Genomic DNA, 12,129 nt, shown 5'->3' with positions numbered 1-12,129 from the left:
CCCCCGACCCGACATCGACCGCCGGACCCCGTCCGGCCGCACCCTGCCCTATTAGAAACGGCGCCGCCCAAGAGGGGGAATCTATCGGAACAGGGCGTCGTCGACGCTGAACCGGATGAATTCCCCCTCGGCCCTTCGTTCGGTGCCCGGCCACCAGCCACCCCGCACCCAAGCCGGGATCGTGAATCCATCAACGGTAACCTCGCGTTCGCACTCCACGCCGAACAGGTGGTTGCGGTATGCGCCCTTGTCGGGGTTGCCCCAGCGAGACACGCTCACTCTCGTGAGTCTGCCGTCGGGCGCGACGTTCAGCGTCACGTCGAAGTGCTCTTCACCAACCGGGATGCTGGCGATCACCCGATGTGCTACCTGCACGGCATCGAGCCTGCGCCACTGGCCGAGCCGGATTGCACCGTGGGTCTTGAGCACCACCGACCTCAACAGCGGCGTACCCGGCTTGATGGCGTGCAGCACCCACTGGCGTGCCGCCCCCGGCAGCAGGTCGGCATGCCCAGGGTCGAAGACCTGGCGGTCGCGCGTACGGGCCTGCAGCAGCTGCCAGTCGTGCCTGGCCTCTTCGGTCAAGTGCGGTGGAGCGAGGACGACGGTCATGACAGCCCTTCCAAGGCGCGGCATTGAGGCGAGCGCCGCAGCGCGATCACGATGGTGTGGAAACAGCGCCGGCAGAACGGTCCCGCGACCACGGCCGGCACCATCTTTGCCACCTCCTCTCCATCGACCATGCGCCGGGCGGGCCGGCCCAGCCAGTGCCTTTGGTCCTACCGGCAAGTGACGTTCGCCGCTGTCGCGGAGCAGCTGCGACCGGCCACGATGTGCTTGTACCGTTCTACGGAGGTGAACCGGTCATGATCGGCGGACGTATGATCATGGAGTCAGCGGCGCTCGACTCCGAATTGCTGTCGTTGAAGAAGCGCGTCGACAGTCTGGAAGAGCAGGTCCGCACGTTGACAGCAGCGAACCTGGTCTTCGTCAAGGCCCTCGGGAACCTTCATCCGCCTCGGACCGAGGCGACCCTGACCTCGACGGTCTGAGACAGCCCAAGCCACGCCTGTTGGCAACGTGAACCCAGCGCACGGCAGCCGGCACCAGGACAGCAGCACGCCCCCCACATGGCCGACGGCAACATCAGGAACGGCACCGTTCGGTACGGGCCTGCACAGTCGCCGATGGCTCGCACGGCGGCCGTGACTCCGCATGGGACTACGACTGACAGCCGCGTCTGCAAGCGCCTTTACGCTCGTGCCGAGACCGCCGCCCGCACAGCAAATAGGCAACGGGCCCGATCGGCTGAACGAAAATGCCCAGCCACCACAGTCCTTTACGCCCCCGCACCGCCTCCCGGGGCCGGAACCACAGGTCCACCACCGCTGCCGTCGTCAGTGCGACCTCGGCTGACGCCGCCACGAGCAGCAGGCCCTGCTGCCGCTTCGAAAGCTCATCCCAACGCATCGGCTCTATCCTTCCTTTCGGTCTTTCCTCATGACGACGCCTCCTGGCTCTTGGCCGCTCGCGACAGGTGCCACCTCCGCCCGGCCGGTCGGTCATCGCACGACCGGCGGCTAGGACGCCGGGACCGGGAACGTGGCGGCGAGGCGTTCGCCCCATTGCCTGGCCCGCTCCAGCTCGCCCTCCACCAGCGGCCCCTGCGTTTCGGTGACGTAGAAGCTCTCCGCCGGCGCGACCGCCCTGATGCCGAGGCGGCGCAGCCTCTTGGCGACACCCCGCGTCGCCCGCCCGAAGAAGTAGCGCCAGAAACCGCTGGGCGGATAGAGGCGGGGGCCGGAGACACTCACCGGCCTCCCGCCTCCAACTCAGTGGATGCCACGGGACGGCCCGGTGTGACCCGTGACGAAGAAGCTGTGCGACACCAGCTTGTCGGCCCTTCCCGGTACTTCGCCACAACGCGGCGGGATCCCCTACTCAGGCCTGACAACCTGCACCCGCGCATCGGCCGCCTATACCGCCAGTATTGCGGCGAGGGCGCGGACGACGGTCAGAATCCGGATCGAGCTCGCTGGTAGGGCCACGGCCATCGGTCATGCCGGCCCGACCGCGGTCAGCGCCACGGCGGTCACCATCAGGCCGTCCAGCAGGATCAGTCCCACCGCGCCCTGAGGGTCCGGCGGTAGGCGTGTTTGGCCAGCACCACCGTGGCGAGCGGGCCGACGACGGTCAGGAGCGCGGCTCCGTAAAGACTTTGATCGACATGGGCGCCGGCCATGGCGGCGAAGGTGGTGGTCATAGCCTTCGTGCATGCCGTCGGCCAATTCCTCAACCGCGTGAGCAGGCAGGCATGCGGCCAGGACGCCGAGTTCGGCGTTGATCAGCTCGTGGTCGGCCATGGGCGGGTCCCGAGTGCTGCGGTGACCGTAGTGGCGAACTGCTGCCGGCCGCGTCCCGGCGGGCTCGGGCCACGCAACCACCCGTCCACTCCGAGCAACGGTCAGCCCCGCGCTCCGCTCGCGGACCCGCAGCCGTTTCTCTATCAGCCGGGCACGTGGGTTGCCACACTTGTCGGCGCCGACCGCGTACACGATCTCCTGACCCGTCGCCGCAGCCTGGTCCTGGTTGCTGCCGGCGCGCCGCTCCGTCCGGGCCCTGCTCGACCACCCGGAACACGACCGCCTCACTGCCGGTGAATTCCTCGCCGAATGGACCAGCCTACTGCCGCCGAGATGATCGCCCAGGTCACGTGCGCGTCAGGCGAAGAGCTGGAAGAACGTCGGGAAGGTGCCCAGCACGCCTAGGCCGACCAGGATCAGGCCGATGGTCAGCGCACGGCGGGTCTCGTATTCGCTGTTGCGCATGGTCAGGTGCAGCACCAGCCAGGCGATCAGCCATACGACGACGGCCAGGGTCGTCTTGCCCGACAGCGGTCCGACGGCGTCGCTCCACTGCAGCCAGCCCTTGACCGTGCTGCTGGCCTCAGCCAGCGTGGTGAACAGGCCCAGCGCGGCCGCGCCGATGCCCGCGGCGATGAGCGCCGCGGAGATCGGCCCTTCGGGTTTGTCCGTGTAGTCGATCTTCTGCTCGTGGTCTGTCTGTGTCGTCATCTGTCCGCGTCCCTTCACGTAACCGGCGCGACCTTGGTGATCAGGGCTCCGAACAACCCGGCGACCGCCGCGAAGGCGAAGGCCAGGACGAACAATGTCATCGAAGTGCGACGCACCCGCTCGTGACGGATCAGGTTCGTGCCGTAATAGAAGACGACGAACACCACCACGGTCGCCAGGATCGGGCTGATCCAGGCGATGTGCTCCTTCCACTCCATCCCGAACTCGTGCCAGCCCGCCGTACTCTCATCCGCCAGCAGCGTGGATCTCGGGCTACTCGGGACGGCCGCCCGGTACCACGGATAGACGATCCAGGTCCCGGTGATCACGGTCCCCCAGGCCGCCACTGCCATCGCGGTGGTGCCGATCTTCAAGCGCCGCATCCGGGCCGCGACTCCTTGTGCGGTCACCATTCCCCGCTTGAGGCCGTACAGCTCGGCCAGGCCGCCGGCGAACGCCAGCAGGAAAAGCCCGCCCAGCACCATTCCGTGGATCAGCGTCCACCATTCTTGTCCGGTCAGCCTCATCGGCCACCTCCTGGGGAGTTAGACCGAACCTAGACGGTCGGCGACACCACCGATAGAGCCGAAAGTCCCGGCGGACGACCATGAAATACGAGCGCCGGCCGAAGACCATCATCGGGTCCTCCTGCCCGCGTTCGTCGGACACTATCGTCCAATTGAGCGCCCCTCGCCACACCGGCATCTGGCACCTCTGACCGAGGCCCGCCCAGCTGAGCACGACAGTCCCTGGCGTGATTCGCGATGCCGGGCAGGGATGCTGCGAGCCGGGAGGCAGAGGTCTTTCGGCCCTGAGCATCTGACGGACATCGTGACAGCGTGGCGAGCAGGAGCAGGGCTGCGGGAGGGGCGTCGGCTATGCGAGGTTCGCAGCATAAGGCCGGTTTGCTGGCCTTATATGCCGCCGGAGCGGACACGGCCCTCAGCTCTCCTGATTTCCGCCGCTCTCGATCAGCCAGTTCCACAACTCGGCGATCTCCTCGCGCGCGTCGTGAACCACCTTCGCCTGCGCTCCTGTACGTCGACCTCCGCCTCGATCACGCCGGGACGTTCAAGCAGTTTGGCCGTGGCGTGGCCGCCATCGGTTGGGGACGAGGCGGACGCCCTGGCCGCGGCGGCTTCGGCCTTCTTCGCCCGGTGCGGGACCTTCGGCGGGACCTCCGCCCCTGACGGGGCGGGACCTCACGGGCCAGTCTCGGCTCTGGGAGGTGCGTCATGACTACTGCACACACCATCGACCTCGGGGTCAGGCGGCTGCTCGTGGCGGCTGGGGAAGCGCCTTCGGTGCTCAACACCCAGCCGTGGCATTTCCAGGTGCGCGGCGACGATGTGATCGAGCTGCTGGCCGACTGGGACCGCTGGCTGCGTGTAAGCGACCCGCGTGGGCGATCTCTGCACGTCAGCTGCGGAGCCGCGTTGTTCAACCTGCGCATCGCGGCCCGCGTGGCCGGGCGTATGCCGGTCGCGCGTTTGCTGCCCGAACCCGAGAAGGCGCCGGACCTGCTGGCGACCGTCCGGTTCGACGCGTGGGGGCAGTCGTCGGCCGAGCTGCGGGAGCTGTATGAGCTCATCCCGTGCCGGCGCACCAATAGGCAGCCCTTCGGCGATCGTCTCATCCCAGCGCCGGTGCTGGCCGGTATGCGCGCCGCCGCCTCGCTGGAGCGCGCCCGGCTGCTCTTCCTGGACCGGCGCAGCGCCGCCGACATGCTCGACTACGCCGCCATCGCCCAGGACGAGCTCGCCCGCGACAACGAGTACCTGGCCGAGCTGGCGGCCTGGACCGCCGGCCAGGGCGTGCCCGCTCACGTCCAGGGACCGTTCGCCACCGGCGATGTGGATCCGATCCGGGACTTCGGCCGTCGTGCGGGCAGCGCGCGTTTCGAGCCACGCCCTCAGCTCGCCGTGCTCACCACCGCCGGGGACGAGCCGATGGACTGGCTGCGCGCCGGGCAGGCCCTGCAGCGCGTCCTGCTGGTGGCGGCCAAGCACGCGGTCTCGGCGTCGTTCCTCAACCAACCGCTCGACCTGCGCGACATGCGGCGCCGCAGCGACCCGCACCATCGCCGCGGTCATCCGCAAATGATCATGCGGCTCGGCTACGGCCCCGTCGTGCCCCGCGCCCCGCGCCGCCCCGTGACCGACCTGTTGGTCCAGCAAGCCTGACCAGCGGCTCCCGCGCACAGGGACGCCTTCCTGCACCGACGGGCTCGCGCCGCAATAGAACGGCGGTCTTCTGCCTGGTTGCCGGCCTCGTGGGACTCCGGACACGACCGGTCGATCGGGCCGACGTATACCGAGGCCAACCGGTACCCACGCGACTGTGCCGCCAGCCGAATCGCCTCATCCCGGCAAGGGACCAATGGCTCTGCGACGTCAGCCGTGCGACTCTGCCCGTCCCGTGCCCAGAGGCCGATCGTGGGGACAGAGCCACGGATCCACTGGATTCGGGAGGTATGGAATATGCGCACCAAATGGATGATTCTGGGCATCGTCGGAGGAATCGTGATCATCTGCGCGGCGATCCTGGCAGCCCTCATGATCTGGTTTGGTCTCTGGGCCGGGCTGGCGGCGGGGCTTGCGATCGCAGCGATGATCCTCCTGCTGTACGGGGTCGTCTTCGAGCCGTGGGCGCGCCGATGGGGCGCCACGGAGGCGGAGGTGGCCGCCGTCATGCCGGGTGACGAGTTGGTCCCCGGCAGCACCGCCGTCACCAGGGCGATCACGATCGAGGCCGCACCCCGCCAGGTGTGGCCCTGGCTCGTACAGATCGGCTGGGGCCGCGCGGGCTGGTACAGTTACGACTGGCTCGACAACGACGGCAAGCCGAGCGCGGACCGGATCATCCCCGAACTGCAGAACCTCCAGGTCGGCGACCGGATCCCGATGATCCCCGGCATGGGACCCCCGGTACGGCGCATTGAACCAAACGCGCTGCTCGTCGCCGGAGACACCGCCACGGCGATGACCTGGTGCCTCATGCTGACACCGGTAGGGCCGGGCGCCACCCGCCTGATCACTCGATGGTGCCTGCCGAAGTCACGCAACGTCTTCATGCTCATCTGGTCGCTGTTCTTCGTTCCCGGACACTTCCTGCTGGAGCGGAAGATGCTCAAGAACCTCAAGACCAGGGCCGCCCAGGAAAATCGATGAGACGAACGGCCTGTCCTTCACCGTTGCCTCCGCCCGAGCGCTCTCCCTTCACGGATGTGGGTGCCGCGCGCGCCGGTGATCACGGCCACGAGCTCGTTCAGAGCGCCGATGGTCGCCGGTCGTCCGGTGGCCCGGGCGAATGCGCAGACCGCGTCGATCTTCGGCCGCATGGAGCCCGCCGTGAACGCCATGGCGTCCAGTTCCTCCGGGGAGGTCAGCACGAGGGGTCGCTCGCGCGGGGTGCCGTAGTGGGCGTATACGTAGGGTACGTCGGTCAGGATGACCAGCAGGTCGGCCCGGATCTGCTCGGCGAGTAGCGCGGCGACCAGGTCCTTGTCCACCACCCCTTCCACGCCCGAACGATCACTTGCGACCGGCACGCCGCCTCCACCGCCGGCGATCACCACACACCCCTGATCCAGCAGGCGCTTGATGATGGGCAGCTCGATGACCCGGATCGGGCGCGGTGAGGGGACGACACGCCGCATGCCGTGCTCTTCCTTGGTGAACTCCCAGCCACGCTCATCGGACAGCCGCTCGGCCTCCTCCGTCGGGTAATAAGGCCCGATGGGTTTGTCCGGGCGGTCGAAGGCAGGATCGGCGGCGGACACGACGACCTGGGTGACCAGCGCGCCGACCGGTGTGTCCGGCAGGCGGCGGCCGATGTTCTGCGCCAGCCAGTAACCGATCATGCCCTGAGTCTCGGCCACCAGCGTGTCCAGCGGGTAGCCGCGTTCCAGCGTGGGGTCGCGCTCGCTCTCCTCGGCCAGCATCCCCACTTGGGGGCCGTTGCCGTGCACGATGAGCACCTGGTGACGCTCGGCGACCCAGGCGATCTGCTCGGCGGCGGAGGTGACGTTGCGCAGCTGCGTCGCGGCGTCGGCCCGCTCGCCGCGGTGCAGCAGCGCGTTCCCGCCGATCGCGATGACGATTCTCACAGCGCGCCTGCCAGGTCGCGGTTGAGCAGTGCCTCGAGCACGGCCTGGGCGGTGGGGAGCCGGTTGGCGGCTTGGCGGAACACCTGAGACGCGGGGCCGTCGATCACCTCGGCGGTGATCTCCTCGCCGCGGTGGGCGGGCAAGCAGTGCAGGAAGATAGCGCCTGGCTTGGCGGCGGCCATCAGGTCGGCGGTGACCCGGTACGGGGTCAGTGCGGCCACGCGCGCGGCCTTCTCCTCGGGCCGGTCGCCCATGGACAGCCATACGTCGGTGTAGACGGCGTCTGCCCCCTTGACCGCTTCGCGCGGATCGTCGGTGAGCAGCAGTTCCCCTCCGGTGGATAGCTTCCTGGTCACCGCTTCGACGGCCGGGTCGGGCGCGTACGCGGCCGGTGTGGTGACGGCGATGGACAGCCCGGCCAGGGCGGCGGCCTCCATGAGGCTGTGCGTGACGTTGGTCGCCGCGCCGACATAGGCGATCTTCCGTCCCCGCAGGTCGCCGACGACCTCGCGCAGCGTCATCAGGTCGGCGAGCGCCTGCAGCGGATGATGGCCGTCGGTGAGCGCGTTGATCACCGGTACGTGGGCCGCACGGGCGAAGCTTCTCACCTCCTCGTCGTCGAAGGTGCGGATGACCACCGCCGCCGTGTACGAGCTGACGACGTGGGCGGTGTCGGCGATGGTCTCGCCACGACCGAGCTGCAGCTCGGTGGGGCCGACGGTGAGCGGCGTCCCGCCGAGGCGTACCACCGCGGTCTCGGCGGACAGGCGGGTGCGGGTGGACGGCTTGGCGAAGTACAGCAGCACGGTCCGGCCGCGCAGCAGCTCTCGGGAGTCGGCGGGACGCAGCTTGAAATGGTCGGCGCGGTCGAGCAGGTGGGCGAGGTCGTCCGGGGTCAGGTCGGCGATGCGCAGCAGGTCTTTCACGACGCGCTCCTTTCGACGGGGCAGCTCATGCAGCGGGGACCGCCGCGGCCACGGCCGAGTTCGGCGCCCGCGATGGTGATGACCTCGATGCCGTGCTTGCGGAGCATGGTGTTGGTGGTGACGTTGCGTTCGTAGGCGACGACCACGCCGGGGGCGATGGCCAGCACGTTGGTGCCGTCGTCCCACTGCTCGCGCTCGGCCGCCCACACGTCCTGCTCCGCGCACAGCACGCGGGACGCGCCGAGGGCCGTGAACAGGTCGTCGTTCTCGCGTACGCGCAGGCCGGATGTGAGGGTGAACGACCGCAACGGCGGCAGTTCGGGGTAGGCCACGAAGATGCCCCGGTCGACCATGGTCATGACGGTGTCCAGGTGCATGAAGGCCCGCTTCTTCGGCAGGGCGGCGACGATGACGCGCTCGGCGGCGCCGGCCTCGAACAGGCGACGGGCCAGCAGCTCGATCGCCTGCGGCGTGGTGCGCTCACTCATCCCCACCAGCACCGCGCCGTCGCCGACGACGTGGATGTCGCCACCCTCGATGCTGGCGGGTTGTTCGGCCTCCGCCGGGAACCACACCGGCGCCCGCCCGGCGAACATCGGGTGGAAGGCGTACACGGCCGCCACGTGCGTGGTCTCGCGGCGGCGGGCCGGTTTGGCCATCGGGTGCAGGGACACGCCGCCGTAGATCCAGGCGGAGGCGTCGCGGGTGAATAGGTGGTTGGGCAGCGGCGGCAGGATGAAGTCGTCCTCGCCGAGCCCGGCCAGACGCAGGCTGTCCGTTGCCAGGCCGAGCTCGCGCTTGGTCAACCCGCCGATGAGATGGCGGGTCAGGACGTCTACCGGCATGGACTCCAGCACCTGCCGGAGCGGCGGGGCGAGCGTGGGGCCGAAGGCGGGTTCGGTGACCACCCGGTCCAGCACCCACGCGCGGGCCTCGTCCAGCTTGAGCGTCTCGGCCAGCAGCTCGTCGAAGAGGTGGACGGTGACGCCGCGCTCGCGCAGGGCGTCGGCGAAGGCGTCGTGCTCCTGGCGGGCCCGCTTGACCCAGAGCACGTCGTCGAAGAGCAGGTCATCGCAGTTGGACGGCGTGAGCCGCATCAGCTCCAGCCCGGGGCGGTGCAGGATGACCTGCCGCAGCGTGCCCACCTCGCTGTCAACATGGAACACGCTCATGCCGCCTTCCTGTCGATGCGGACGGTGTCGTCGCTGTCGCGGTACTTCAGCCACACGTAGACCGGGATGCCGGCAAGCATCAGCAGCGTGCCCTTGTAGACGACCTCGTAGCCCGATCCGGCGATGGTCCACAGCGCGTAGGCGAACGCCACGACGGCGATCGTGCCGTCAACCGTCAGCCGCCTGCCGGAGAAGCGCTCCCGGTCGGTGAGGGCCAGCAGGAGCTGCGCCGCCGCCGCGTACGCATACGGGATCAAGGTGGTGAGCGTGGCCAGGAGGATCACGAAGTTGAACTGCTCGACCAGGCCGGCGTTGTAGTTCAGCAGCATCAGCCCGGTGACCAGGACGCTGGAGACGACCAGCCCCACGACCGGCGTGCCCCAGCGGGAGGTCTTGGCGAACACCTGCGGGAACAGCCCGTCGCGGGCGGCGGCCATCGGTACCTGGCCCTGCAGCAGGATCCAGCCGTTGAGCGCGCCGAACGCGCTGACGATCGCGCCGATCGCGACCACGGTGCCCGCCCAGCCGCCGAACATCGAAGCGGCCGCGTCCGCGAACGGCGCCGTCGACTCGATCAGCAACGCGCGGGGCACGGCGGCGAACACCGCGACGGTGCCCAAGATGTAGACGACCGCGGTGACGATCGTGCCGATCACGGTCGCGCGCGGGATGGTCCGCTCCGGATCGTCGACGTCCTCGGCGGGCACAGTGGCCGACTCGATGCCGATGAACGCCCACAGCGTCAGCGCGGCGGCGGCCGTGACGGCCCCGAACGTGCCCTGGCCGCTCGGATTGAATGGGGTGAAGTCGGCGGCGTCGATGAAGAACGGCGCGGCCACGGCCAGTCCGACCAAGGGCAGGAGTTTGGCGATCGTGGTGACAACCTGGATCCAGCCGCCCAGGCGTACGCCTCGAACGTTGACGGCGGTCAGCAGCCAGATCGCCGCCAGCGCCACGGTCGCGGCGAGCAGGGCGGTGTCGGTGAGCGCGGGCCAGAAGTAGCCGAGGTAGCTGACGAACGCCACCGCGATGGCGGCGTTGCCCACCCACACCGCGATCCAGTAACCCCATGCGGTCTGGAAGCCTATGAAGTCACCGAAGGCGCGCCGGGCGTAGGCGTACGGGCCGCCGGTCTTGGGGTAGGCGCGGCCGAGCCGGGCGAAGACCAGTGCCAGCAGCAGCGCCCCGGTGGCGGTGAGCGCCCACGCCAGCAGGCTCGCGCTGCCGAAGGCGGCCAGCGATGCGGGCAGGAGGAACACTCCCGAGCCGATCATGTTGCCGACGACCAGCGCGGTCGCCATCCACGGCCCCAGCTTGCGGCGCCGCGGTAACGGGGTGACGGACATGGTGATCCCCTCTCGTACGATCACCACCAGCACATCAATCCCGGCGGTTGGGGGACCGAGGCTTAAGCCACCGATGCGCCGGGACCTTGGTCCTCGATCCTGTCGGCACGATCGTGCCCTGGACGGTCCTCAAGGGGGGCGAGGTCGAGGCGTCAGCTCATCGCGGCGAATTCTTCTTGTAGCGCGTGGGTGAGGCACGGCAGGTCAGGTACGCGCTCCGCGTCAGCCACGATGGTCGTGGCCAGGCTGCCAGCGTAGGACAGCACGCTGAAGGCGACGGTCACGTTCCCCCGGACGAGCGAGATCGGGATGATCGTGCGCACCCTGGCGCCGTTGAAGAACAACGGCTCCTCGGGCCCTCGCATGTTGGTGACGACGGTATGAATCAGGTGCTGGTGCTTCAGCAGCCAGCCCAGAATGTGCACGTGGGCCAGAATCCCGCCGATCCTGGCGAGCAGTTGGGACGAGGCTCCTGGGGTCGTGGACTTCCTGGCTCGGGTGATCGTCGCGGTGCGTTCGAGCCGTTGCCCAAGACCGCCTCGGGTGGGCAGGCGGAGGGGCATGACGCCGACCTGGTTGCCGAGCCGGGCAGTGGTGGCAGATGCCCGTGCCGACACCGGCACGGAGACCACCAGATCGGGGATGTTTTCTCCGCGGCGGGCCAGGAGCGCACGTACCGCGCCGGTGATCGCGGCGAGCACGGCGTCGTTGACGGTGCCGCCGTGGGCGTGCGCGAACCGGCGGACGTCGGCCAGCCTCGCGCTGACGGTCACCAGCCGCTGATGCACGCCTGCGGACGCGTTCAGCGAACAGCGTGCCAACCGCTGTGGGACTCCCAATTCAGCGGCGGCGCGCCTGGCGGCAGGCCAGGCGTGAGGCAGGCCGGCGAGCGCGCGCAGCCGGGTTCTCCACGCGTCGGCGGCGATCCGGCGACGGGATGGTGCGGGGACGGGGAATGCTCGCGGTGCCGGCGCCGGCATCCCGTCGACGAGGCGGCCGAGCACCGCCAGCCCGCCGATGCCGTCGGCGAGCACGTGGTGGAAGCAGACGATCATGCCGATCCGATCATCGGCCAGGCCTGTCACCAGCGTGATCGACCACAAGGGCTTCGACGCGTCCAGAGGCCGGCCGATCGCCGTGGCAGCGAGGTCGAGCAGCGCGTCTTCGTCACCCGGTGGCGGGCACACCATGGTGTGCAGGTGGTGGTTCAAGTCGAACGCCGCATCGTCGATCCACAACGGCCGACCACAGCCGAGCGGAGCATGGACGAGCTGTTGACGAAGCCGCGGCACCGTGCCGACCCGCTCGGCGATCGACTGCCGCGCCCGCGTCAGGTCGAAGCCCGGCCCGGTGTCCAGGATCAGGCAGGCGCCGACCTGCATGGGTATGGGGCCGATGTCGACCGCGAGATTGAACAAGTCGCCTGCGCTGGCCCGATCCTCATCAATCAGGGCCGGCATCACCTTGTGGTGTCGAGTGCCACTCATCGAAGCCTCCCAGCCG

At 69.1% G+C, this 12,129-nt stretch carries 14 protein-coding genes; 3 read left to right on the top strand and 11 right to left on the bottom strand.

Going from position 1 to position 12,129, the window contains the following annotated elements; translation table 11 throughout:
• Positions 1 to 81 precede the first annotated feature (81 nt).
• Positions 82 to 612: a DUF6544 family protein gene (locus tag EJK15_RS38395; RefSeq protein WP_138715385.1), complete on the bottom strand. Its 531-nt coding sequence runs from the start codon at positions 610 to 612 to the stop codon at positions 82 to 84.
• 254 nt (positions 613 to 866) lie between these two features.
• On the opposite strand from EJK15_RS38395, the gene EJK15_RS38390 reads away from it, so the two are divergent.
• On the top strand, positions 867 to 1,052 hold the full coding sequence (locus EJK15_RS38390; protein ID WP_138715384.1) for a hypothetical protein: 186 nt from the start codon (positions 867 to 869) through the stop codon (positions 1,050 to 1,052).
• 169 nt (positions 1,053 to 1,221) lie between these two features.
• Here EJK15_RS38390 and EJK15_RS38385 read toward each other — a convergent pair whose 3' ends face one another.
• From EJK15_RS38385 to EJK15_RS38370, 5 genes are all read right to left on the bottom strand, one after another.
• Entirely contained in the window at positions 1,222 to 1,470 is a 249-nt protein-coding gene (locus tag EJK15_RS38385) for a PLD nuclease N-terminal domain-containing protein (protein WP_138715383.1), read from the bottom strand.
• A 110-nt stretch (positions 1,471 to 1,580) separates the two neighbouring features.
• A complete protein-coding gene (locus EJK15_RS38380) occupies positions 1,581 to 1,814 on the bottom strand; it encodes a hypothetical protein (protein ID WP_138715382.1) in 234 nt (77 codons plus the stop codon).
• Positions 1,815 to 2,116: 302 nt separating this feature from the next.
• Positions 2,117 to 2,263, bottom strand: coding sequence for a hypothetical protein (locus EJK15_RS71180; RefSeq protein WP_171074764.1), 147 nt, complete (start codon positions 2,261 to 2,263; stop codon positions 2,117 to 2,119).
• A gap of 457 nt (positions 2,264 to 2,720) precedes the next feature.
• Entirely contained in the window at positions 2,721 to 3,074 is a 354-nt protein-coding gene (locus EJK15_RS38375; protein ID WP_138715381.1) for a hypothetical protein, read from the bottom strand.
• Positions 3,075 to 3,088: 14 nt separating this feature from the next.
• Positions 3,089 to 3,601 (bottom strand): hypothetical protein, encoded by a 513-nt coding sequence (locus EJK15_RS38370; RefSeq protein WP_138715380.1) that lies wholly within the window; start codon positions 3,599 to 3,601, stop codon positions 3,089 to 3,091.
• 708 nt (positions 3,602 to 4,309) lie between these two features.
• Here EJK15_RS38370 and EJK15_RS38365 point away from each other — a divergent pair.
• On the top strand, positions 4,310 to 5,257 hold the full coding sequence (locus tag EJK15_RS38365; protein ID WP_138715379.1) for an Acg family FMN-binding oxidoreductase: 948 nt from the start codon (positions 4,310 to 4,312) through the stop codon (positions 5,255 to 5,257).
• 297 nt (positions 5,258 to 5,554) lie between these two features.
• Positions 5,555 to 6,244 (top strand): hypothetical protein, encoded by a 690-nt coding sequence (locus EJK15_RS38360; RefSeq protein ID WP_138715378.1) that lies wholly within the window; start codon positions 5,555 to 5,557, stop codon positions 6,242 to 6,244.
• 17 nt (positions 6,245 to 6,261) lie between these two features.
• Here EJK15_RS38360 and EJK15_RS38355 read toward each other — a convergent pair whose 3' ends face one another.
• The 5 genes from EJK15_RS38355 to EJK15_RS38335 all read right to left on the bottom strand — a co-directional run bounded on the left by EJK15_RS38355 (position 6,262) and on the right by EJK15_RS38335 (position 12,113).
• A complete protein-coding gene (locus EJK15_RS38355; protein ID WP_138715377.1) occupies positions 6,262 to 7,182 on the bottom strand; it encodes a carbamate kinase in 921 nt (306 codons plus the stop codon).
• Positions 7,179 to 8,108 (bottom strand): ornithine carbamoyltransferase, encoded by a 930-nt coding sequence (gene argF / locus EJK15_RS38350; RefSeq protein WP_138715376.1) that lies wholly within the window; start codon positions 8,106 to 8,108, stop codon positions 7,179 to 7,181. The genes EJK15_RS38355 and argF overlap by 4 nt, the downstream gene beginning before the upstream one ends.
• Positions 8,105 to 9,280 carry an arginine deiminase gene (locus EJK15_RS38345; protein ID WP_138715375.1) on the bottom strand — a complete coding sequence of 392 codons (1,176 nt, stop codon included), beginning with the start codon at positions 9,278 to 9,280 and terminating at the stop codon, positions 8,105 to 8,107. Before EJK15_RS38345 ends, argF begins: the two co-directional genes overlap by 4 nt.
• Positions 9,277 to 10,626: an amino acid permease gene (locus tag EJK15_RS38340; RefSeq protein WP_138715374.1), complete on the bottom strand. Its 1,350-nt coding sequence runs from the start codon at positions 10,624 to 10,626 to the stop codon at positions 9,277 to 9,279. The genes EJK15_RS38345 and EJK15_RS38340 overlap by 4 nt, the downstream gene beginning before the upstream one ends.
• A 152-nt stretch (positions 10,627 to 10,778) precedes the next feature.
• Complete coding sequence (locus tag EJK15_RS38335; protein ID WP_138715373.1) at positions 10,779 to 12,113, bottom strand: wax ester/triacylglycerol synthase domain-containing protein; 1,335 nt, start codon at positions 12,111 to 12,113, stop codon at positions 10,779 to 10,781.
• Between the last annotated feature and the right edge of the window lie 16 nt (positions 12,114 to 12,129).

The organism is Nonomuraea basaltis (genome assembly GCF_005893125.1).
Classification (GTDB): domain Bacteria; phylum Actinomycetota; class Actinomycetes; order Streptosporangiales; family Streptosporangiaceae; genus Nonomuraea; species Nonomuraea basaltis.
This window is presented reverse-complemented; position numbering and strand designations above follow the sequence as displayed.

Excerpts from the sequence above, each read along its gene's own strand:
- EJK15_RS38340 (WP_138715374.1), bottom strand. The coding sequence starts at position 10,626 with ATGTCCGTCACCCCGTTACCGCGGCGCCGCAAGCTGGGGCCGTGGATG.
- EJK15_RS38370 (WP_138715380.1), bottom strand. The coding sequence starts at position 3,601 with ATGAGGCTGACCGGACAAGAATGGTGGACGCTGATCCACGGAATGGTG.
- EJK15_RS38365 (WP_138715379.1), top strand. The coding sequence starts at position 4,310 with ATGACTACTGCACACACCATCGACCTCGGGGTCAGGCGGCTGCTCGTG.
- EJK15_RS38385 (WP_138715383.1), bottom strand. The coding sequence starts at position 1,470 with ATGCGTTGGGATGAGCTTTCGAAGCGGCAGCAGGGCCTGCTGCTCGTG.
- EJK15_RS38395 (WP_138715385.1), bottom strand. The coding sequence starts at position 612 with ATGACCGTCGTCCTCGCTCCACCGCACTTGACCGAAGAGGCCAGGCAC.
- EJK15_RS71180 (WP_171074764.1), bottom strand. The coding sequence starts at position 2,263 with ATGACCACCACCTTCGCCGCCATGGCCGGCGCCCATGTCGATCAAAGT.
- EJK15_RS38390 (WP_138715384.1), top strand. The coding sequence starts at position 867 with ATGATCGGCGGACGTATGATCATGGAGTCAGCGGCGCTCGACTCCGAA.
- EJK15_RS38360 (WP_138715378.1), top strand. The coding sequence starts at position 5,555 with ATGCGCACCAAATGGATGATTCTGGGCATCGTCGGAGGAATCGTGATC.
- EJK15_RS38345 (WP_138715375.1), bottom strand. The coding sequence starts at position 9,280 with ATGAGCGTGTTCCATGTTGACAGCGAGGTGGGCACGCTGCGGCAGGTC.
- EJK15_RS38375 (WP_138715381.1), bottom strand. The coding sequence starts at position 3,074 with ATGACGACACAGACAGACCACGAGCAGAAGATCGACTACACGGACAAA.
- EJK15_RS38335 (WP_138715373.1), bottom strand. The coding sequence starts at position 12,113 with ATGAGTGGCACTCGACACCACAAGGTGATGCCGGCCCTGATTGATGAG.